This window comes from Bradyrhizobium macuxiense (assembly GCF_007993935.1).
In the GTDB taxonomy this organism is placed as follows: Bacteria; Pseudomonadota; Alphaproteobacteria; order Rhizobiales; family Xanthobacteraceae; genus Bradyrhizobium; species Bradyrhizobium macuxiense_A.
In genome coordinates this window covers 68,274-86,670 of the sequence record NZ_VITY01000015.1, presented here as the reverse complement: position 1 = coordinate 86,670, position 18,397 = coordinate 68,274, and the positions used below count along the sequence as shown (strand labels likewise).

General features: G+C 64.6%; 21 protein-coding genes and 1 pseudogene. 9 read left to right on the top strand and 13 right to left on the bottom strand.

The window, feature by feature from the left end; translation table 11 throughout:
* Window position 1: 1 nt before the first annotated feature.
* The 4 genes from FBZ93_RS32285 to FBZ93_RS32265 all read right to left on the bottom strand — a co-directional run bounded on the left by FBZ93_RS32285 (window position 2) and on the right by FBZ93_RS32265 (window position 2,449).
* Complete coding sequence (locus FBZ93_RS32285; RefSeq protein WP_167529315.1) at window positions 2-409, bottom strand: hypothetical protein; 408 nt, start codon at window positions 407-409, stop codon at window positions 2-4.
* 97 nt (window positions 410-506) lie between these two features.
* On the bottom strand, window positions 507-1,256 hold the full coding sequence (locus tag FBZ93_RS32280; protein ID WP_433995462.1) for a lytic murein transglycosylase: 750 nt from the start codon (window positions 1,254-1,256) through the stop codon (window positions 507-509).
* A 513-nt stretch (window positions 1,257-1,769) separates the two neighbouring features.
* Window positions 1,770-1,997: a hypothetical protein gene (locus FBZ93_RS32275; RefSeq protein ID WP_146991458.1), complete on the bottom strand. Its 228-nt coding sequence runs from the start codon at window positions 1,995-1,997 to the stop codon at window positions 1,770-1,772.
* Between the two features lie 155 nt (window positions 1,998-2,152).
* Entirely contained in the window at window positions 2,153-2,449 is a 297-nt protein-coding gene (locus FBZ93_RS32265) for a hypothetical protein (RefSeq protein ID WP_146991457.1), read from the bottom strand.
* A 456-nt stretch (window positions 2,450-2,905) separates the two neighbouring features.
* Between FBZ93_RS32265 and FBZ93_RS32260 the strand changes: the two genes are divergently transcribed.
* Both FBZ93_RS32260 and FBZ93_RS32255 read left to right on the top strand, forming a co-directional pair.
* Window positions 2,906-3,286 carry an NUDIX hydrolase gene (locus FBZ93_RS32260; RefSeq protein ID WP_050420927.1) on the top strand — a complete coding sequence of 127 codons (381 nt, stop codon included), beginning with the start codon at window positions 2,906-2,908 and terminating at the stop codon, window positions 3,284-3,286.
* 162 nt (window positions 3,287-3,448) lie between these two features.
* A complete protein-coding gene (locus FBZ93_RS32255; protein ID WP_146991455.1) occupies window positions 3,449-4,759 on the top strand; it encodes a chloride channel protein in 1,311 nt (436 codons plus the stop codon).
* A 38-nt stretch (window positions 4,760-4,797) separates the two neighbouring features.
* On the opposite strand, the gene FBZ93_RS32250 is transcribed toward FBZ93_RS32255, so the two are convergent.
* The 3 genes from FBZ93_RS32250 to FBZ93_RS32240 all read right to left on the bottom strand — a co-directional run bounded on the left by FBZ93_RS32250 (window position 4,798) and on the right by FBZ93_RS32240 (window position 5,588).
* Window positions 4,798-5,013, bottom strand: a complete 216-nt coding sequence (locus FBZ93_RS32250; protein ID WP_146991454.1) for a DUF2934 domain-containing protein — start codon at window positions 5,011-5,013, stop codon at window positions 4,798-4,800.
* Between the two features lie 128 nt (window positions 5,014-5,141).
* On the bottom strand, window positions 5,142-5,354 hold the full coding sequence (locus FBZ93_RS32245; protein WP_146991453.1) for a hypothetical protein: 213 nt from the start codon (window positions 5,352-5,354) through the stop codon (window positions 5,142-5,144).
* Between the two features lie 27 nt (window positions 5,355-5,381).
* Window positions 5,382-5,588, bottom strand: coding sequence for a hypothetical protein (locus FBZ93_RS32240; protein WP_146991452.1), 207 nt, complete (start codon window positions 5,586-5,588; stop codon window positions 5,382-5,384).
* A 128-nt stretch (window positions 5,589-5,716) separates the two neighbouring features.
* On the opposite strand from FBZ93_RS32240, the gene FBZ93_RS32235 reads away from it, so the two are divergent.
* A complete protein-coding gene (locus FBZ93_RS32235) occupies window positions 5,717-6,460 on the top strand; it encodes a Crp/Fnr family transcriptional regulator (protein WP_146991563.1) in 744 nt (247 codons plus the stop codon).
* 25 nt (window positions 6,461-6,485) lie between these two features.
* Here the strand turns inward: FBZ93_RS32235 and FBZ93_RS32230 are convergent, their stop codons facing one another.
* The 3 genes from FBZ93_RS32230 to FBZ93_RS32220 form a co-directional block, all read right to left on the bottom strand.
* Window positions 6,486-7,682, bottom strand: a complete 1,197-nt coding sequence (locus tag FBZ93_RS32230; RefSeq protein ID WP_146991451.1) for an adenylate/guanylate cyclase domain-containing protein — start codon at window positions 7,680-7,682, stop codon at window positions 6,486-6,488.
* A 162-nt stretch (window positions 7,683-7,844) separates the two neighbouring features.
* Window positions 7,845-9,089, bottom strand: a complete 1,245-nt coding sequence (locus FBZ93_RS32225) for a metal-dependent hydrolase family protein (RefSeq protein WP_146991450.1) — start codon at window positions 9,087-9,089, stop codon at window positions 7,845-7,847.
* 31 nt (window positions 9,090-9,120) lie between these two features.
* Complete coding sequence (locus tag FBZ93_RS32220; protein ID WP_146991449.1) at window positions 9,121-10,476, bottom strand: MFS transporter; 1,356 nt, start codon at window positions 10,474-10,476, stop codon at window positions 9,121-9,123.
* 123 nt (window positions 10,477-10,599) lie between these two features.
* On the opposite strand from FBZ93_RS32220, the gene FBZ93_RS32215 reads away from it, so the two are divergent.
* The 3 genes and pseudogenes from FBZ93_RS32215 to FBZ93_RS32205 form a co-directional block, all read left to right on the top strand.
* Window positions 10,600-11,523, top strand: a complete 924-nt coding sequence (locus tag FBZ93_RS32215; protein ID WP_146991448.1) for a LysR family transcriptional regulator — start codon at window positions 10,600-10,602, stop codon at window positions 11,521-11,523.
* Window positions 11,524-11,601: 78 nt separating this feature from the next.
* The gene (locus FBZ93_RS32210) at window positions 11,602-12,159 is read left to right on the top strand and encodes a hypothetical protein (RefSeq protein WP_146991447.1); all 558 of its coding nucleotides are present in this window, start codon (window positions 11,602-11,604) and stop codon (window positions 12,157-12,159) included.
* Window positions 12,160-12,216: 57 nt separating this feature from the next.
* Window positions 12,217-12,381: pseudogene (locus tag FBZ93_RS32205) on the top strand (LysR family transcriptional regulator); the annotation flags it as partial.
* Between the two features lie 21 nt (window positions 12,382-12,402).
* Here the strand turns inward: FBZ93_RS32205 and FBZ93_RS32200 are convergent.
* The gene (locus tag FBZ93_RS32200) at window positions 12,403-13,863 is read right to left on the bottom strand and encodes a purine-cytosine permease family protein (protein WP_146991446.1); all 1,461 of its coding nucleotides are present in this window, start codon (window positions 13,861-13,863) and stop codon (window positions 12,403-12,405) included.
* Window positions 13,864-14,161: 298 nt separating this feature from the next.
* On the opposite strand from FBZ93_RS32200, the gene FBZ93_RS32195 reads away from it, so the two are divergent.
* Entirely contained in the window at window positions 14,162-14,833 is a 672-nt protein-coding gene (locus tag FBZ93_RS32195) for an FMN-dependent NADH-azoreductase (RefSeq protein ID WP_146991445.1), read from the top strand.
* 36 nt (window positions 14,834-14,869) lie between these two features.
* Complete coding sequence (locus tag FBZ93_RS32190; protein ID WP_146991444.1) at window positions 14,870-15,754, top strand: polysaccharide deacetylase family protein; 885 nt, start codon at window positions 14,870-14,872, stop codon at window positions 15,752-15,754.
* On the opposite strand, the gene FBZ93_RS32185 is transcribed toward FBZ93_RS32190, so the two are convergent.
* Entirely contained in the window at window positions 15,735-16,664 is a 930-nt protein-coding gene (locus tag FBZ93_RS32185) for a LysR substrate-binding domain-containing protein (protein WP_146991443.1), read from the bottom strand. The genes FBZ93_RS32190 and FBZ93_RS32185 overlap by 20 nt on opposite strands.
* A 23-nt stretch (window positions 16,665-16,687) precedes the next feature.
* The gene (locus tag FBZ93_RS32180; RefSeq protein ID WP_146991442.1) at window positions 16,688-17,299 is read right to left on the bottom strand and encodes a DUF1989 domain-containing protein; all 612 of its coding nucleotides are present in this window, start codon (window positions 17,297-17,299) and stop codon (window positions 16,688-16,690) included.
* 103 nt (window positions 17,300-17,402) lie between these two features.
* On the opposite strand from FBZ93_RS32180, the gene FBZ93_RS32175 reads away from it, so the two are divergent.
* Window positions 17,403-18,278: a LysR family transcriptional regulator gene (locus FBZ93_RS32175; protein WP_146991441.1), complete on the top strand. Its 876-nt coding sequence runs from the start codon at window positions 17,403-17,405 to the stop codon at window positions 18,276-18,278.
* The last annotated feature ends 119 nt before the right edge of the window (window positions 18,279-18,397 follow it).

The following is an 18,397-nucleotide window of genomic DNA, read 5'->3' as shown; positions in this document are numbered from 1 at the left end:
TTCAGCGGCTGGAGCGCTTCGGCAATTTCGGCAGCTTGCTCGGATCGAACTTCGGCATCGGCAGCTCCGCCGGCGGCTCGGGCGTCACGTCCTGGCTCGGAATCAGCGTCACCTCGAAGGCGAGATCGGGCACCGCGTCGGCCCTGCCGGTGGCGGTCGCGATCGTGCCGCTCGCTAGTCCTTCGAGCCGCACCACGAGATCGTCGGTGCCGAACACGGTCTGATGACCTTCGGAGTGCCGCGTAGCGGTGAGGACGACCGAGAAGCGCTCGCCGTCGATCTCATAGGTGCCGTTGTAGCGCATGATGGCATCGCTGCCCCACAGCCTGCCGTCGGCGACGTGCACGGTGCCGGTGCCGTCAGCGAGCGACGTGCGAAACCACGCCGCATAGGTGCCGTTCTTGAGCATGGAGCCTGTCTCCACCTGCTCCGTTTCACCGCAAACGATCTGGGCACCGTTGCGTTAACAGGCGGTGAAGGAACCCGGCCTACTCATGACCCTGCGCTCATTGGCCGTCGATCTGGCGTCCCATGATGGCGATCGCCTTCTGATAGACCCCTGCCGCGTTCCATGCCTCGATCGCCGCGAAGTTGGGTTCCCCGGGCTGATAGCCCGCGCCGGCGCGCCAGCCATTGGCGCGCAGGAAATTCGCCGTCGAGGCCAGCGCATTGGCGGCGACGTCGAGATTGCCGACACCATAGGCGAGGACGTTCTTCGGCATGAACTGGGTCTGGCCGATCTCACCATGCATCGAGCCGCGCGTGCTGCCGGACAGGCTGCCGCGATCGATCAGCTTCAGCGCCGCATAGAGCTGCTCGGTGAAGAACTCCGGACGCCGGCAGTCATAGGCAAGGGTTGCGATCGACGACAGCATGTTCTGATTGCCGCGCTGGCTGCCGAAGCCGCTTTCCATGCCCCAGATCGCGATCAACGGTCCCGGCGGCACGCCGTAGCGCTGCTGGATCGAGGCGAACATCGCCGCCTGCGACTGCTTCAGCGAACGGCCGCGCGCCACGATGGTCGCCGATCCCCGCTTGGCCATGAACTGCTCGAGCGACAGGCCGAAGCTGCGCTGGCCGCGATCCGCGGCAATCGTCGCGCTGGCATAATGCGCCTGCATCAGCGCGTCGATCGCGGTGGCGCCGAGGCCCTTGGCCCTCGCCTCGCCGGCAAACTGCCCCTTCCAGGCTTCGAAGCCGCCGGGCCCGTTGCCGCACTGCGCCGCGTTCGCCTCTGTGCCCAGCGTTGCAACCATCACGACGATGGCGAGCGCCGACGTCGCGATCTGCCAGCCCCTGATCATCCGAAACCTCCTCCGCAAAAGTGTGCCGCCGCCCCGCGGGCGCGGCGCTGACGATGGCCTGACGTAGATGACCCGGCGATGAACGATCCGCCTCAGATTCGGCCGCGGATCGTCACGATATGTCGGCCGTGGCGGGTTGACCATCCCGGCCGATAGCCCGGATGAGTCCATATTCACAGCCGTCGTCCTGGCGAAAGCCAGGACCCATAACCACCGAATTCGGTGATGAACGGGATCGCGGCCCCAGCGTCGCGCATCAATTAAGATTTGGGGTAATGGGTCCTGGCTCCCGCGCGCAATTGCACACTAGGCCAGGACGACGATGAGGATGGTTCTCGATTCATCGTCTCACGCCACGCGGTGTCATCACCCGCTTTCGGCGAAAGCGGGTGATCCAGTATTCCAGAGGCAGCAGTGCTTGAATCGAGCGGCCGCGGCGTACTGGATCGCCCGGTCGAAAACACGCTAGGGCACCTCGCCTCGCCGCAATGGGCCGACGGTCTGCGGCCGGTTGAGGAAGAACTCGCGGTTGCCGAGCGCGGCCTCCGCATACTGGTCGATCGCGACGATGATCGCCTGCACGTGGTGAAAGCACCAGCCTTCCCGCGTTGCCCTGTGCCGAACCTCGGCCAGCGCCTTGATCCAGGGCGCATGATCATCGCTGTCGTGGAAATACCGAAGCGGCTCTCTCATCTTTCCTCCGGCAAATCACATCCTCCAGCTCGGCGCGCTTGCGCGACAGCAAAAGCTGCGCAGACGCACTGTCGCGCCCGGCACGCCTGAGCCGGTTCACGGATGAATCGAGCGCGCGCAACTCGGCGCGCAGCCGCTGCGTCCTGACGGCGTCATCAGGCACGCGCTTCGCCGGCGACGAGTTCTTTCTTCGCCGCGCGAAGAAAGATGGGTGTCGCCGCCCGGCGGCGCGGAGCAACGCTCGCATGCACGATGATCGGGTCGCGGTCGCCGAGCACGGCCCGCTCTTCGACCAGACGGCTCATCACCAGCCGCATCTTCAGGAGGTCCCCGGCGACGAAGGCGCAGTCCTCGTCCCGGCTGATCTGCTGTCGCATGATCGCCTCGGCCTCGAGCATGCTGACGCGCAGCGCCCTGATCTGCCTGCGAATTTCGCTGATACGGTTGTCCATGGCTGCCTCCTATTCACGGTGGAAGGCAACTAGAACAAAACAAGAACATCGAGTCAAGTGATGACAGACAGCGGAGCCGTCGTCGCGGATGGTGTCATCGAAACGCGCAGTTCCTTCCGCCGGAACAGCTGACATCATCATGGTCGTGAGCTCAACGTGACGATGTTCGATGCAGCGAGATCCGCCACCGACGAACGCGCATGGCCGAGGATCACGCGAACGCGCGCAAAGCATCGGGACGCAGCGAAGGCGCGACAGACCGTCACAGCTGACGGTCTCTGTCATTTTGCCGCCTTCTCCTCACCGGATATGCGCGTCGTCAAAGCTCCGAATGCAGTCTGCTGACGCAGACAAACAGCCGACATATGGCTGTGGAACAATGCACCGTTAGAACTTGTCTACCCAAGTAGACAAATTAGAATAGGACCAGATTCTGTTTCGACCATTGCGCAGTACATGACCAAGTCCTCCAAACTGGTTGCCGCGAAGCGCGGCAAGGTTCTTCTGGTTCGACGCCGATCTGACGGGCTGTGGATGTTCCCCGGCGGCCGCAGGCGCGCGCGCGAGACCGGGAAGGATTGCATCAAGCGCGAGATCAAGGAAGAGCTGCCGAAGCTCAAGCTCGGCCGGCTCAGCCTCTGGAAGGAAGTGACGGCCAAGAACAAGCGTTCCGGCCGCAGGATGAGCGACGCGATCTTCATCGCCAAGAATGCCAAGGGACGGCTGGCGATCGGCGACAAGAAGGAGATCGACCGCGCCGCCTGGCAGAAGCCTCGCGGAATCCGCCTGACGGCGACCTCGCGCTACATCCGCGACCGGCTGTTTCCGAGAAAGTAGCAGCGCCGGAGATCGGCGGCGGGCGCTGATTTCGGCGCCGCGATCTGGCGATTGCGCCGGCATGTCTTGCTGATTTCTTGAGCTTCGCACTCCGTCGACGCGTGCTAGGAATGACGTGATCCGTTTCGTATCGGACCACGACATGAGCCAGAATCCGCCAGCATGACCTTCCCCTCCAACCGCCAGCGGCGGCTAGTCAGAATCGTCTCCGCGCGTTGGCAACGCCGGGCCATCTTCTTGCTGGGCGGCATTGCGGTCGGTGCGGCGGCCGTCGCGCTGGCGCAGCTCGCCGATTTGGCGCAGATCGCCTTTTCCGCGCTGGTGTCGCATTTCCGTTATGCTTCGCTGCTGCTAACGCCCGCCGGCTTCGCGCTGTCGGTCTTCCTGACCAATCGCTTCTTTCAGAACGCGCAGGGCAGCGGCATCCCGCAGGCCATCGCCGCGCGCCATCTGACCGACCAGACCGCGCGCGAGAATCTGGTTTCGCTGCGCGTTGCGGCCGGCAAGATCCTGCTGACCCTGTTCGGCCTGCTGTGTGGCGCATCGGTCGGGCGCGAGGGACCGACGGTGCAGATCGGCGCGTCGATCATGTTTGCGCTCGGCCGCTTCTCGCCGCGCCGCCAGCCCGGCCTGATCCTTGCCGGCGCGGCCGCGGGTGTCGCGGCGGCCTTCAACACGCCGCTCGCGGGAATCGTGTTCGGCATCGAGGAAATGAGCCGCGCCTTCGAGACGCGAACCTCCAGCCTGATCATCGGCGCAGTGATCGCCGCGGGCCTGACCTCGCTCGCGCTGATGGGCAACTATACGTATTTCGGCACCAGCGCGACGGGCTTGCGCAACGGCGCCGACTGGCTCGCGATCCCGCTCTGCGGCGTGGCCGGCGGTCTTGCGGGCGGCCTGTTCAGCCGCATCCTCATCGCGATGGCGCGCGGATTTGCCAATCCGGCCGGGCGCGCGATCAAGCGCTATCCGATCGGATTTGCCGCGATCTGCGGACTGGCGGCGGCGATCTGCGGCATTGCGTCCGACGGCGCGATCTACGGCACGGGATATCAGCAGGTGAAGTCCGCGCTCGAAGCCGGCTCACAATTGCCCGCGAGCTTCAGCATGTGGAAATTCCTCGCAACCACGTTCGCCTCGATCAGCGGCATGCCGGGCGGCATCTTCGCGCCCTCGCTCGCGGTCGGCGCCGGGCTCGGCTCCAACATCGCGCCGCTGTTTCACGGCGCGCCGCTGCCTGCCATCATGTTGCTCGGCATGGTGTCGTATTTCGCAGGCGTTGTGCAGGCGCCGATTACGGCCTTCGTGATCGTCACCGAGATGACCGACAATCACGCAATGGTGGTGCCGCTGATGGCCGCGGCCCTGATCGCGCATGCGAGCTCGCGCCTGATCTGCAAGGAAGGCGTCTATCACGCCCTCGCCAAGGGATTCATCGACCGGGCCCCACCGGCGCAGCCCAAATCGGTTTGACGCAACGGAGTTAGACGGCCCGTTATTTCACAGCCACGCTAGTGAGCACGCGCGGACGCCCCATCCCGCCGCCGGACGATCCGGCGCGTCCCGGCCTTCGATCGACCAGACTTGGCTGTCTCCCTGGTTCTCTCTTCCAGCAGCTCCTTCTCCGCCTGGTACCAGAACGCATCGAACCTGATGTTGGGTTCACCTGCCGCCTGCCAAAGCTTGTAAGCCCGCGTGCGAATATTCTGCTCAGTCAAGCTACGCATGATTCCGCTCCTGACCTTCGAATGCTGCAGTAAAAACTTTCTGCTGGCCGGAGTCGTTCCCCTGGAACCAATCGTCGGCGGTGGAACGATTGGTCAATATGCGCGGCATAATGCGAGGCGGACGCTCCTCAACCCGCCCTTCGATTTGAGCGTTCCAACAACGCGCGACGGGCAACGACGCTCAGCTCGTCAAGATGGACGGTTCCCTTCCGTGCCGCTTCGACCAGTTTCTCCGCGATGTATTTCCGCGTGTCATGGTCGCCACCGTTGACCAGTCTGCCGCACACCTGATCCAGCACGGCGTCCAATCGAGCCCTGAGCGCTTCGTCCAATTCGTTCATTCCGGTCTCCTCCAGGCTTCCATGTCTTCACATCTTGGGATGGTCTGGCGCCGACAGATCGCGCTGCAGGTCTTCCAGGTCGCGCATGGCATGCGCCAGCACCTCGTCGGACATCGGGGAAGGCGGTTGGGCCGTGCCGCTCGCAAGCGTACGCGAAGGAAAATCCGAGGCCGCGCGTCGATCAAACGACCGGAAGAACCGCAGGGAGAACCAGGATCGCAACATCTCGCTCAAACGATCAAGTCAAACCGCAACCGCGCGGCATGGACCTGAAACCGCGGCCGGTTGCTCGGAGTTTATCGCGCACCAGCCGCTGTGCTCTATCATTTGATAGCCGGTGCATCGCAGCAAGGGAGACGATCATGGACGCTCACAACGCGCACCAACTTCTCGTCCGCAGCCTGCAAACACATTCGCGCCTGGCCAAGCAGGATGTCCGTGAAATTGCAGCCCTGCCGCATGAGATACGGGAATTTCAGCCCGGCGAGGACTTCATCCATCAGGGCGAGGCGCCGAAGGTCGCCGCCCTGGTGGTCTCCGGAACGGTCGGCCGATATCACATCCTGCGTAACGGCCGCCGCCAGTACATTTCCTTCCATATCGCGGGCGACCTGCCTGACGTCCAGGCCTTGTTCCTTCGCGAGATGGATCACAGCGTGTGCGCGATCGGAGCCGCGATCGTCGCCTTTGTCCCGCACAGGATGCTGATGCGCGCCTTCAACCGGCGTCCGTCATTCGCTTTCGCGATCTGGCGAGAGACCCTGATCGATGCCGCGATCTTTCGTGAGGCCGTCACCAACAATGGCGCCAGGTCCAACGTCGCCGGGATGGCGCATCTGTTCTGCGAGTTGTTCTACCGGGCGCGCGAGGCCGGTCTCAACAACGGCATGACGTGGGACTTTCCGGTCAGCTTGACCCAGCTCGGCGAGACGCTGGCGATCGCCATTGCCACGGTCCACCGGACCTTGCGTGAGCTGCGTGCAACCAGCACGGTGGATTTCCGGGATGGCAAACTGGTCGTCAACGACTGGACCGGTCTCGTGAAGATAGCCGAGTTCGACCCGGGTTACCTTCACACAAGAGACCCGCTCGGCATCTCACCGTGACATCCGCAAGCGTCCAGAACAGGTTTCAGCCGTTATAGGCAAACAGCTCGATCGGCTCGCTGAAGCCGCGCACCGCATGCTCGCCGACATGCTCGAGCGCGAAATCGTGCTCGACCAGATCGGCAAATGCGCGCGACAGCAGCACGTTCCTTTTCAACTGCTTGGTCAGCGCTTCGAGGCGCGAGGCCATATTCACCGCAGGACCGATTACGGTGAAGTCGAGCCGGCTGCGCGACCCGATATTGCCGTACATGACGTCGCCGACATGAACGCCGATGCCGTAGTTCATCGGCGCCCGGCCCATCATGCTGTTCTTTTCGCTCAGCGCCGCCATCGCCAGCCGCGCCTCGGACACCGCGTGCAGCAGGTTGGCGCAGGCCTTGGGCTCGCTGAGCGGGAAGATCGCGAGCAGCCCGTCGCCGATGAATTTCAGGATTTCGCCGCCATGCCGCGCGATCGGCTCCGACATCGCGTCGAAATAGTCGTTGAGGAGATCGATGACGTCATCGCGCGGCCAGGAGTCCGAGATCCGGGTGAAATCCCTGAGGTCGCAGATCATGATCGCGGCGTGGACCGTCGTGCCGCTGCCGCGCCGCGTCGCACCGGCCAGGATCATCTCACCGGCATGGGTGCCGACATAGGTCTCGAGCAGCGTCCGCGCCAGGCGGTTCTTCATCCGGATCTCGCTGACCAGCGCCAGCACCGGCATCACCTTCCGCAGTTCGGCGATATCAGCCTCATTGAAGCCGCCGGCACGGTCGGTCGCGAAGGTCACGACATGCCGCTTGCCGAGCGTATGCAGCAGCGGCCAGGCCACATAGTCGGTCAGGCCCTGCGCGCGCATGTCGTCAAAGAGCGCGTGCTTGCGGCCCTGTGACGGGTCGCGTTCGAGCTTCTCGCGCACCTCGTCCGCACCCTGGTGGATTTCATAGACCGGACTGCCGATATATTCCGATCGCTGCTGGACATCGTAGTCCACCCGCGTGATCTCAGCCTCGCGCTTTCCGTCGGCCCAGATGATCCGGGCACCGAGCCATTGCGGATGCTGGATCATCAGATTCATCGTCGCCCGCTTGATCGGGATGCCCGCGCCCTGCAGCCGGAGGCAGAGCTCGGCGAAGATGTTGTCGATGAAGCGCTGGTCGCGGGTCTCGTTGGTCAACCAGCTCACGGCGTCGCCGTCGGACTGCGGCGTGACGGATTCGATGTTGGGCGCGTTCATGGCTGGCTCCGGAGCGGCGGATGGGGTCGGCACGCGATATGTCGTGCTTCCGCCCGGCCGCGTCAACGCCGCCAAGAGCAATGTGATCGGCTAAATCGGCGCCACCGGCTTCCGCGTGACGCCGTGAGAACGAGCGATCTGCCCGCGAGCGTGCTCAGGCACCTACCCACCCAGCCTATCGACCTCGGCCTTGCCGGCCTTCATCACCAGCGGGATATGCTCGCCCTGGCCGAGCAGGCACGCCACATCGCGCAGCGGATTGCCCTCGACCACCAGCAGGTCGGCGAAAGCCTCCGGCGCGATCCGGCCGAGCTTGCCCTCCATGCCGAGCACTTCGGCGCCGACGATGGTTGCACTGGCGATCACGGCCTGCGCACCCAGCAATTCGGCGCGGATCCGGAACTCGTCGCTCTGCAGGCGCTGCGACGGCCCGAGCAGGTCGGTGCCGAATCCCATCTTCACCCCGGCCTCGCGATAGATCGCGAGCGAGCGCAGGCCGGCGTCGCACACGTCGGCGATCTTGGCGACGCTCGCCGCGGGCAGGCCGTATTTCGCGCCCTCGTTTGCCAATGCTTCGTAGGTGACCAGCGTCGGCACCACATAGGCGCCCTGCTCGGCCATCAGCCGCGCGGTCGGAAGATCAATCAGATTGCCGTGCTCGATGGTGCGCACGCCGCAGCGCACCGCGCGCTCGATCGCCTCCGCCGTGTAGGCATGGGCCAGCACATAGGTGTGGCGCGCCTTCGCCTCGGCGACGATGGCGCGGATCTCGTCCTCGGAATAGCCGTAGGCGCCGATCGGATCGGTCGGCGACGCGACGCCGCCGGAGGCCATGATCTTGATCTGGTCGGCGCCCATCTGCAGCTCCTCGCGCACCGCCTTGCGCACCGCATCGACGCCGTCGACGACGCGGGCGATGGCGCCGACCCGCACGCAGCAGGAGCAGGTCGGATCGGCCAGATAGTCCGAGCGGGCACGCCCGTCACCGTGGCCGCCGGTCTGGCTGAGCGCGCGGCCGGAGACGAACAATCGGGGCCCATCGGTCAGGCCGGTGTCGATCGCCTGCTTCAGCGCATAGCCGGCGCCGCCGGCATCGCGCACGGTGGTGAAGCCGCGCTTCAGCATGCCGCGCAACAGCATGGTCGAGCGCAGCGTCACCAGCACGTTGGCCATGCGGGCTTGCTGCGACAAATCGAGCTCGACGGCGACCGCGTGCACATGCAGGTCGATCAGGCCGGGCATCAGGGTCTTGCCCTTGAGATCGATGACCCGGTCCGCCGACGCGTCGATCGGCCGATCGGACACTTCCCTGATCAAGCGATCCTCGACCAGCACGTGGTGCCCTTCGAGCAGATCGGACCGCAGCGGATCGAGCAGCGCGACATTCTTGAAGAGGATGGTGGACATGATTGGATCTCCTGTCACGACGCCGCCGTGGTCACGCGGTCTTGCTTGCGATTTCTTCCAGCGATCGGCCGCGCGTCGGCACGCCCATCAGCACGACGGTGAGCGCGCCGATCAGGAGGACCGACGTGGTGACGCCGAATACGCCGGCAAAGCCGAAATTCGGATAGAGGTAGCCGACCAGGATCGGCGCTGCGATCGCACCGATGCGGCCGATGGCGGATGCGAGGCCTGCGCCCGTGGTCCGGATCGATGTCGGGAACACTTCGGCCGTATAGGCATAGACGCCCGCATAGGTGCCGTTCATGAAGAACGACAGCAGCAGGCCGGCCGTCATGATCTCGCCGTCGCTCTTGGCAAAGGCGAGCCCGAGCGCGCTGACGCCGCCGAGCAGCATGTAGGTCGCAATCGTCGCCTGCCGTCCGATCCGTTCATTGAAGAAGGCGGCGGTGAAATAGCCCGGCACCTGCGCGCAATACATCGCCAGCGAATAGCCGAAGCTCTTGGTGATGCTCATGCCATTCTGCACCAGGAGGCCGGGAATCCAGACGAAGAAGGAATAGTAGCTGAACGTGATCGACAGCCACATGATCCAGGTCATGGTGGTGATGCGCGCCTGGCGGCCGGCGAGCAGCGCCGCAAAATTGCTCAGCAGCGTTCCCGACGATACGGCAGGCAGCGCGGGCTCGGGGACCGGAGCCGGCAGCACGCGGCCCTCGCGCGCGAAGACAGCCTCGATCCTGTCGAGCACCGCTTCGGCCTCCTTCGCCCTGCCGCGGCTTTCCAGCCAGCGCGGCGATTCCGGCAGCGACCGGCGCCACCACAGCAACATCACGACCGGCACCGCGGTGATGATGAGCACGATACGCCAGCCGTTGTCGTAGGCAGGCACGATGAAATAGCCGAGCAGCGCGGCAGCGACGAAGCCGAAGGAGAAGAAGCCTGCGAGCGCGCCGGTGAAGGCGCCGCGGTAACGCCGCGCCACGAACTCCGCGAGGTATGGCGCGATGATCGCGCTTTCCGCCCCCGTGCCCATGCCGGCGACGACGCGCGCGGCAAAGAACGCCGGCCAGCTGTCCACCGCCGCGCTGACCAGCGAAGCCACGCTGTAGAGCGCCAGCGCCGACATCATCACCGCGCGGCGCCCGATCAGATCGCCCAGCGTCCCTGCCAGCAGCGCGCCGAAGAGATAACCGACGAAGGTGCTGCTGCCGAGCACACCGGTCTCGACATTGGTCAGCCCCCAGGCGGTGCGCAGCACCGGCAGGATGAACGCCAGCACCGCGGCATCCATCGCGTCGAACAGATAGCCGAGGCCGCCCATCAGCAGCAGGTGCACATGGAAACGCGCGAACGGCAGGCGCTCGATGCGCGCCGAAATCATCGACATGAAATAGCCCCCCTCCGCCCCGCGGTCGGCACACGCCACGGGGTCGGTTGGGAGGAATGATAGACAAATCGGCATTATGGGAATAATTTATAATCGTTATCTGGTACATCACCACGGTGAATATTGTCCCTGTCCTTCCGCACGCTCGACCTCAACCTGCTCAAAGTCTTCGAGGCCCTGATGACCGAGGGCAGCGTCACCCGCGCAGCGAGCGCGCTGACGATGACCCAGCCCGCGGTCAGCAACGCGCTCGCGCGGCTGCGCGACGCGCTCGGCGATCCCCTGTTCGTCAGATCCGGCACCGGAATCCGCCCGACCCAGCGGGCCGTGGCGCTGTGGGATCCGATCGGCGGCGCCCTGGAAAGCATCCGCGGCGCGCTCGACGAGAAGGTGTTCGATTCACGCAGTGCGCAGACCGAGTTCAGCCTGTCGATGTCGGACTACGTGGCGTCGCTGGTGATGCCGCGGCTGGTGAACCGCTTTGCCGAGATGGCGCCGACCGCGCGGCTGCGTACCGCGCCGAACACCATCATCGGGATCGCCGACCAGCTCGAGGACAACCGGGTCGACTGCGTGCTGAGCGTCTATGTCAACGAGGCCCAGCATCCGGGACTGATCCGTTCGCGTTCGCTGTGGACCGTCGACTATGCCTGCTTCATGCGGCGGGATCATCCGCTTGCGAACCGGAGCCGGCTGAACGTGCGCAGCTTCCTCAACGCCAAGCATGTCGATGTGAGCCTGGCGGGCCGGACGGCGCCGACCTACGACCAGTTCCTCGCCTCGCGCGGGCTGTCGCGCAACCTCGTCGCCATCGTCAATCACTACAACGCCGCCTACGAGATCGTCCGCCAGTCCGACCTGATCGCGGTGCTGCCGCGCGACCTCAGCGCGCAGTCCCGCCAGGCGCCCCATCTCCATGCCGTGCCGGTGCCGCTGCCGGCGCCGCCGCGCATCGTCAGCCTGTTCTGGCACCAGCGCAACGACACCGTGCCCGCGCAGCGCTGGCTGCGCGAGACGCTGGTGGAGCTGTTCGCGCGGATGGAGTGAGGGGCTTGTCCAGCCGTAAGCGACATCGCAGGCCAAGCCTGATATGAGAGAGGCAGCTACATCCATTATTGGTGAACGATGCACGTCGCGGCGCGAACACTGATTTCGCCTCCCACCCGCGAAAGCGGAAAATATAGAGAGCAGAGCGTAGCCTTTGCGGCAGTTATAGTATCTGTTTTGTATGCACCCTCTGTGTGGGCAACCGAAACTGCTTGGGAAATTCTAGAACGCTTTGGATTAAGGGGGACGTGGGCCACTTCGTGCGATCAACCCGCGACGCCGAAAAGCTTTCACACGATCTTCGTCAAAGGAACCGACGGGCTTGCAGTGCGCGAAATCGACTACGGCGCGGGATTTCCGATCCGCCTTACCATTGTGGAAAGCGCACAACTGATTTCGCCATCAAAGCTGAAAATACGAGTCCGCAATGCTGATCCGAACTGGGGTAAGACGAATAACGTGATCCACGAAGCCGTGATGATTAAAGAGAGCGATCCCAAGACTAATGAAATTGTCAGAATTCGCGTTATCGAATCCATATTGAGTGACGGAACAGTCTTAGTGAAGGACGGCATTCTTAAGTCTCTCGGAAAGCCCAGCTTCTGGAGCTATAAGTGTCGAAGTGCCATGTCTTGACCGGCTGTGGCTGAATACTCACCTCATTCAAAAGATAGTTTTTGGGAGTTTCCGCACCTCAACGCGCAGTCCCGCCGCGCACCCCATCTGCAAGCGATGGCGGTGCGGCTGCCGGCACCGCCGCGCATCGTCAGCCTGTTCTGGCACCAGCGCAACGACACCGTGCCCGCGCAGCGCTGGCTGCGCGAGACGCTGGTGGAGCTGTTCGCGCGGATGGAGTGAACAGACGCAACGCGTGCCCCGTCAGGTCGATGTCGGCGCGGGCTCGATCGATGCCGCCTCAGCGGCCGGCAACGCGCCGCTCCGCGCCAGCGGACGTCCAAAGAGCCGATGCAGCGCCAGATAGCTCACCGCTGCCACGCCGATCCCGGTAAGCCACGACAGGTCCACCCCGCCGGTCGCGAGCGCCAGCGGACCTTGCATCGCCCTGATCGTGCCCATCTGGAACGCCCATGCCGCGACGAAGCCGGCAGCAAAGGCGATCAGCCCCGCCCAGTTGAAGTCGCGACCCTGACCCGGCTCGTCGTAGAGCGACGCGACGTCGATCCGGCCGCGTCGCACGAGGTAGAAATCGGCGAGCGTGACCCCGGCCCATGGGCTGATCCAGACGATCAGGGCGACCATGAAATTGTCGAAGGCATGGGCGAAATCGCCCGATTGCAGGAAAGCGTAGAGGATCGCGGAGGCGATCAGACCGGACACCACCGAGATCACCCAGCGCGGCCGCCGCAGATCGAGCGCGAGCGACGACAGCGCCGCTGAATAGATCACGACGATGTTGGTCGCGATCGGGCCATGGAGCAGCACCAGCAGCACTGGCAGCGCCATGGTGCCAAATGCCGCGATGATCAGCTTCGACGGGTCGGAGCCGGCGCCGGCGGACGCGATCGCAGCGCCGAGGAAGGCGAGCCAGACCGTCGGGGCGAACATGCCGAGGAATGTCGCCCGGAACACCTTGGCGGCGCCGAGCGATGGCCTGGTGAAGCGCGTATAGTCGGAGGCATAGGTGAGCCACGAAATGCCCCAGCCGATCCCGATCGCGGTCATCAGTTGCGTTGCCGCGGCGAAGGCCGGCATGCCGGTCACACCGGCGGCCTGCCATTTGATGTCGACGCGCAGGAACGCGAGCGCGGTCATGACGGCCATGATCAGCAGAATGACCGGCATGGTGTAGCGTTCGAACACCTTGATGGCGTTGAAGCCCCAGGCCGCGATGCCGACCTGGACCAGCATCACCAGCACCGCGATCGCGTATTTGAGCTCGACGCCGCCGCCGATTCCCATCCGCTCGAGCGCGGCCATGCAGAGGTCGAGCACGATCCAGGTGTTGATCGCGACCCATCCCATCGGCATCAGCACTTGCGCCAGTGCCGGCAGATAGGCGCCGCGCCGGCCGAACGCCAGCCGGCCCAGCACCATCTGCGGCACGCCGGTGCGGTGTCCCATCAGGCAGAAGGCGGCAAACAGCGCCGCGCCGAACAGATTGCCGACGACGATGACGGCGAGCGTTTGCAGCAGGCTGAGGCCGAGCTGGATGCCGAGCGCGCCCAGCACCCAGTTGATCGGCGCAATGTTCGCGCCGGTCCAGATCCAGAACTGATCTGATGAAGACGAGGTGCGGTGCGCCGCCGGCACCGGCTCAATTCCGTGGGCATCGAAGCCGGCTTCATCCTGCGCCGGAAGCTGTGTCTGCTTGAGCAACATGTTTCCCCCGTTTGTCCGGCGCATTGGCTTGGGCCGGGATGGGGCATCTGAGCAGCAGGCGGCGATGAGACGATAATGAGGATTCCTCAAGCCGGGTTGAGACCCTATCGAGAGTGAAGTTTGCATTGCGGACATGGACAAATCGGGCTGCGACGAAGCCCGCACACCGCGCCACAACGGCGCGCCGCTTCACTGTTGAGATTTTCTCAACTCACCTGCCGGATTCGTCAATCGCGCCGCCCAGGGCGCTCGGTCATTGTGGAGCCGACGCATTACCCCATATCAGCCGAGGCCAGGGATGACGACACTTCTGCATATCGATGCCAGCCCGCGCGGCGACCGTTCGGTCAGCCGGAAGCTTTCGAAGTCGTTTGTCGAGCACTGGCTCACGCACGAGCCCGGCGCCACGATCATCTCGCGCGACGTCGGCCGCAATCCACCACCCATCGTCACGGAAGCGTGGATCGCCGCGGCTTTCACGGCGCCCGGCGACCGCACGGCAGAGCAGCACGACGAGCTTCGTCTTTCCGACGAGTTGATCGGCGAGCTCGACCGCGCCAATGTGATCGTGATCGGGGCGCCGATGCACAATTACGGCATGCCGGCGGCGCTGAAGTCATGGTTCGACAAGGTGATCCGGATCGATAAGACCTTCAGCTTCGATCTCGCACGCGGCGACTTTCCGCTCGAGCCGATCATGCGCGGCAAGACGCTGGTGGTGCTGAGCTCGCGCGGCGAATTCGGCTTCGGCCCCGGCGGGTTGCGGGAGACCATGAACCATCTGGAAACCCATATCTTCACCTGCGCCCACTATCTCGGGGTGCAGGAGAGCCATCTGATCGCGGTCGACTACCAGGAGTTCAACGATGAACGCTACCGGCGATCGCTCGCCGACGCCTTTGCCGCAATCCCGGTGCTGGTCCGGCAGTGTCTCGGAATCGATGGGCCTGCTAATATCGCAGCGGAATGATGCGCCCCGGCCTGACGGCTGCACGAGGATGATTCGATGATACGCAATCCCATCCCCTGGCCGAACGGCGCGCGCTGTGACTGTGCGATCACGTTCGATGTCGACGCCGACAGCCTGATTCACATCGCGCGGCCGAAGGATTCGTTCGATCGGCTCTATCCGATCACGATGGGACGATACGGACCGACCGTCGGCGTGCCGCGCATCCTGGAGACCTATCGCCGCCTCGGCCTCAAGCAGTCGTTCTTCATGCCGGCCTGGACCATGCAGCGCTATCCCGAGGCGGTGGAAGCGATCCTGAAAGCGGGCCACGAGATCGGCCATCACGGCTTTATCCACGAGGATCCGACGGAGATTTCCTCGGCACAGCAGCGCGAAGCCTTCGAACGCGCGCTGGCCATTCATGTGGCGATGACCGGACGCAAGCCGCGCGGCTACCGCGCGCCGGTCTACAATGCCAACCAGACCACGATCGATCTCCTGATCGAGCATGGCTTTGTCTACGATTCGTCGCTGATGGCCGACGACATCCCGTACCAGATGCGCACCGCGCGCGGATCGCTCTACGAGATGCCGCCGCATTGGGGATCGGACGATTGGCCGCCTTTCGCCCATTACGCGGAGATCGGCTACATGATGCCGGTCAAATCGCCGAGCGAGGGCCTTGCCGCCTCCTTCGAGGAGTTCGAGGCAGCCTATGAGGCCGGCGGATTCTGGATGGGGATCTGGCACCCGTTCCTGACCGGCCGGCTTGCCCGCTGGCGCGTGGTGGAGCGCTGGCTCGAGCGGATCGTGGCCGAGCGCAAGGTGTGGTTCGCGTCGCTCGAGGAGATCGCCGCGCATCTCGACGGCCTGGTCAAGGCAGGCACCTACCAGGTCCGCGTCGAGACCCTGCCCTATTTCACGCAGCCCGTGTCATGACCTGGCCGGGAGCCGCCCGAAATGCGGCGGCCTCCCCGCGCAGCCAATCGATGAATGCCGTCACTGATTTGCGCCGGCGAGCGCCAGGGGCATCCACCAGGCGATAGGCGAAGCCCGCGAGCGCGGGTCCGTCGAGCCGGCGCAGCGTGCCCTCGCGCAATTGCTCGTCGACCAGCGCGTCGCTGCACAACAAAGGTCCGAGCCCGCGCTCGGCGGCATGCAACGCCAGCGGCTCCTCGCTGTACCAGGAGATGCGGAAGTCCCGGCCGGGATCATGATCGGCCCCCGCGAGCCAGGCCGACCACGCCGGCGAATCCAGTGCGGCGTTCTTCCAGCGGAACGCCAGCAGCGAGCGCGAACGGATGTCGTCGATGGCTGGACGGGCACCGGGCGGACAGATCGCGCTTGCCGCAACCGCAATGTAGCGATCGCTGAACAGCACCGACGGCTCGCCGGCGCGGTCGACGCGTCCGTAGCGAATCGCCAGATCGACGCCCTCGGTGCCCGGCGCCCACACCTCTTCGGTCGCATCGATGTGGACCACGAGGTGAGGAAACGCGGCGTTGAAGCGCGCGAGCCGCGGCATCAGCCAGCGTTCGGCGAAGGCGCGCGTGGTCGATACCGTGATCGCATCGCCGTCGGCCGGTGGCCGGATCGCGGCAAAGGCGCTGGCCATGCGGTCGAAGCCGTCGCGCAGCATGGGGAACAGCGCATGCCCCTCCGCGGTCAGCACGACAGCGCGGCCGGAGCGCTCGAACAGCTTGTGTCCGAGGATCGCTTCGAGCTGCCGGACCTGGTGGCTGATCGCCGTCACCGTGACGCAGAGTTCGTTGGCGGCGGCGGTGAAGCTTTCGTGGCGCGCCGCGGCTTCGAACGCGCGGACGGCATTGAGCGGCGGCAATTTGCGCATGATCGGTTCTCCACGCGGCCGCGTCAGGCGATGAGAAAATGCGCGTCGGTCGGCCGCATGTCGTTCACCGGCACCATGTCCTGCGGACAGGCCGAGAACACGATGACCAAATCCATTTCGGCACGCAGCGCCACATACTGCCCGGCCTCGCTGACCGGTGACTTGAAGTCCAATTCTCCATCGTCGGTGACGGGCACGTTCATGAACAGGTTCAGCGGCGCCGGCGTCACCGCGGCCGACAGGCCGACCGCCTCCAGCGCGTGCGCCAGATTCTGCGTGCAATTGTCGTGATAGCCGGCGGTGCCGAGCTGGCGATAGCGGTGAATGTCGCAGGCCGCGATCAGCGTGTCGTGGATTCCCGGCGTCGTGTCGGCGACGAAAGTGAGGATCGCGCGACGCCGGTTGGTCGTCAGCGTATCGCCGACGCGGGGAATGAGCCGCAGCATCGATGCGCGGCTGTGCTCCATCGACATGAACTCGCCGGTGTCGCCGGCATTGAAGGCCCAGGTGTCGACCACCTGCTTGCCGTGGGTGTTGACCACGGTGACGGTCTCTCCCGCTTTCAGGCGCGCCGCCACACCGTTGCGGGCTGGGATCAGGCGGGCGCGGGTAAGATCGGCGGTTGCAGCGGTCACGTGATGTCTCCTCAAGGCTCTGTCGCGCCATTGGAGCACCGCCGCTCGTGTAATTCTAATAATATTAATTGTGTCCATTATAACGTATTCGTATAGTCGTCCCATGCGCCTCAGACAGCTTGAATGCTTCCGCGCCCTGATGCTCCACGGCACCATGACGAGAGCGGCCGAACTGCTCGGCATGTCGCAGCCCGGGATCAGCACGATGATCGCAGGCCTCGAGCACGAGACCGGCCTTAACCTGTTCGTGCGGCGCGGCGGCCGCCTGCAACCGACCCCGGAAGCAAAGCTGTTCTATGTCGAGGCGGCGCGCGCGCTCGAGGCTGCCGAGAACGCCTCCCGCGTCGCCGCCGAGATCAGGTCCGGCCGGCGCGGTCACCTCGCGATCGCCGCCTATCCGAGCATCTCGATCAACCTGTTGCCGCGGCTGCTGTCGCAATTCGCTGAGAATAAGCCCGAGCTGCAGATCAAGATCATCACGCGGAATTCCGCGACCGTCCGCGAGTTGATCTCGACGCAGCAATTTGATCTCGCGGTCGCAGAACTGCCGCTCGATTATCCGACCTCGCACATGGAGGTGTTCTCATATGACTGCATGTGCATGCTGCCGCGTGCGCACCCGCTTGCGAAGCTGAAGCAGATCACCCCTGATGACCTCGACAGCGTTCCGTTCGTGACGCTGTTTCGCGGCGACCCGATCTACCAGCAGCTGGCGTCGGCCTTCTCCGAATATGGCGCGCGCTGGAACGTGGTCGCAGAGACGGAATTCTTCTCGACCGCCTGCCAGCTCGTCACTGAGGGCCGTGGCGTCGGGATTGTCGATCCGGTGGTGAGCAAGCCGTTCACCGAGGGCCTCGTCGTTCGCCCGTTCAAACCGAGGATCCAATACCAGATTGCCATCCTCTCCCCCACGCACGAAGCGCCCTCCCAGGTGGCGCAGGACTTCGCCGGATTGCTCCGGCGCGCGCTGCGGGCGTGAGCATCGGATGGCGCCCAACCATGGATTGTTGCCAGTCCTGGGCATCTTGACCAGACGCCGCAGCCTCATGCTGACCGACGATCGCGTGATATCATGTCACCGCGCGGCCTTGCATGATG

Bases quoted from the DNA above. Each gene is read 5' to 3' on its own strand.
- FBZ93_RS32230 (WP_146991451.1), bottom strand. From the start codon at position 7,682: ATGAACGCGCCCAACATCGAATCCGTCACGCCGCAGTCCGACGGCGAC.
- FBZ93_RS32190 (WP_146991444.1), top strand. From the start codon at position 14,870: ATGATACGCAATCCCATCCCCTGGCCGAACGGCGCGCGCTGTGACTGT.
- FBZ93_RS32185 (WP_146991443.1), bottom strand. From the start codon at position 16,664: ATGCGCAAATTGCCGCCGCTCAATGCCGTCCGCGCGTTCGAAGCCGCG.
- FBZ93_RS32265 (WP_146991457.1), bottom strand. From the start codon at position 2,449: ATGGACAACCGTATCAGCGAAATTCGCAGGCAGATCAGGGCGCTGCGC.
- FBZ93_RS32210 (WP_146991447.1), top strand. From the start codon at position 11,602: ATGCACGTCGCGGCGCGAACACTGATTTCGCCTCCCACCCGCGAAAGC.
- FBZ93_RS32245 (WP_146991453.1), bottom strand. From the start codon at position 5,354: ATGAACGAATTGGACGAAGCGCTCAGGGCTCGATTGGACGCCGTGCTG.
- FBZ93_RS32235 (WP_146991563.1), top strand. From the start codon at position 5,717: ATGGACGCTCACAACGCGCACCAACTTCTCGTCCGCAGCCTGCAAACA.
- FBZ93_RS32250 (WP_146991454.1), bottom strand. From the start codon at position 5,013: ATGCGTAGCTTGACTGAGCAGAATATTCGCACGCGGGCTTACAAGCTT.
- FBZ93_RS32220 (WP_146991449.1), bottom strand. From the start codon at position 10,476: ATGTCGATGATTTCGGCGCGCATCGAGCGCCTGCCGTTCGCGCGTTTC.
- FBZ93_RS32225 (WP_146991450.1), bottom strand. From the start codon at position 9,089: ATGTCCACCATCCTCTTCAAGAATGTCGCGCTGCTCGATCCGCTGCGG.
- FBZ93_RS32285 (WP_167529315.1), bottom strand. From the start codon at position 409: ATGCTCAAGAACGGCACCTATGCGGCGTGGTTTCGCACGTCGCTCGCT.
- FBZ93_RS32280 (WP_433995462.1), bottom strand. From the start codon at position 1,256: ATGGTTGCAACGCTGGGCACAGAGGCGAACGCGGCGCAGTGCGGCAAC.
- FBZ93_RS32255 (WP_146991455.1), top strand. From the start codon at position 3,449: ATGACCTTCCCCTCCAACCGCCAGCGGCGGCTAGTCAGAATCGTCTCC.
- FBZ93_RS32195 (WP_146991445.1), top strand. From the start codon at position 14,162: ATGACGACACTTCTGCATATCGATGCCAGCCCGCGCGGCGACCGTTCG.
- FBZ93_RS32175 (WP_146991441.1), top strand. From the start codon at position 17,403: ATGCGCCTCAGACAGCTTGAATGCTTCCGCGCCCTGATGCTCCACGGC.
- FBZ93_RS32275 (WP_146991458.1), bottom strand. From the start codon at position 1,997: ATGAGAGAGCCGCTTCGGTATTTCCACGACAGCGATGATCATGCGCCC.
- FBZ93_RS32200 (WP_146991446.1), bottom strand. From the start codon at position 13,863: ATGTTGCTCAAGCAGACACAGCTTCCGGCGCAGGATGAAGCCGGCTTC.
- FBZ93_RS32260 (WP_050420927.1), top strand. From the start codon at position 2,906: ATGACCAAGTCCTCCAAACTGGTTGCCGCGAAGCGCGGCAAGGTTCTT.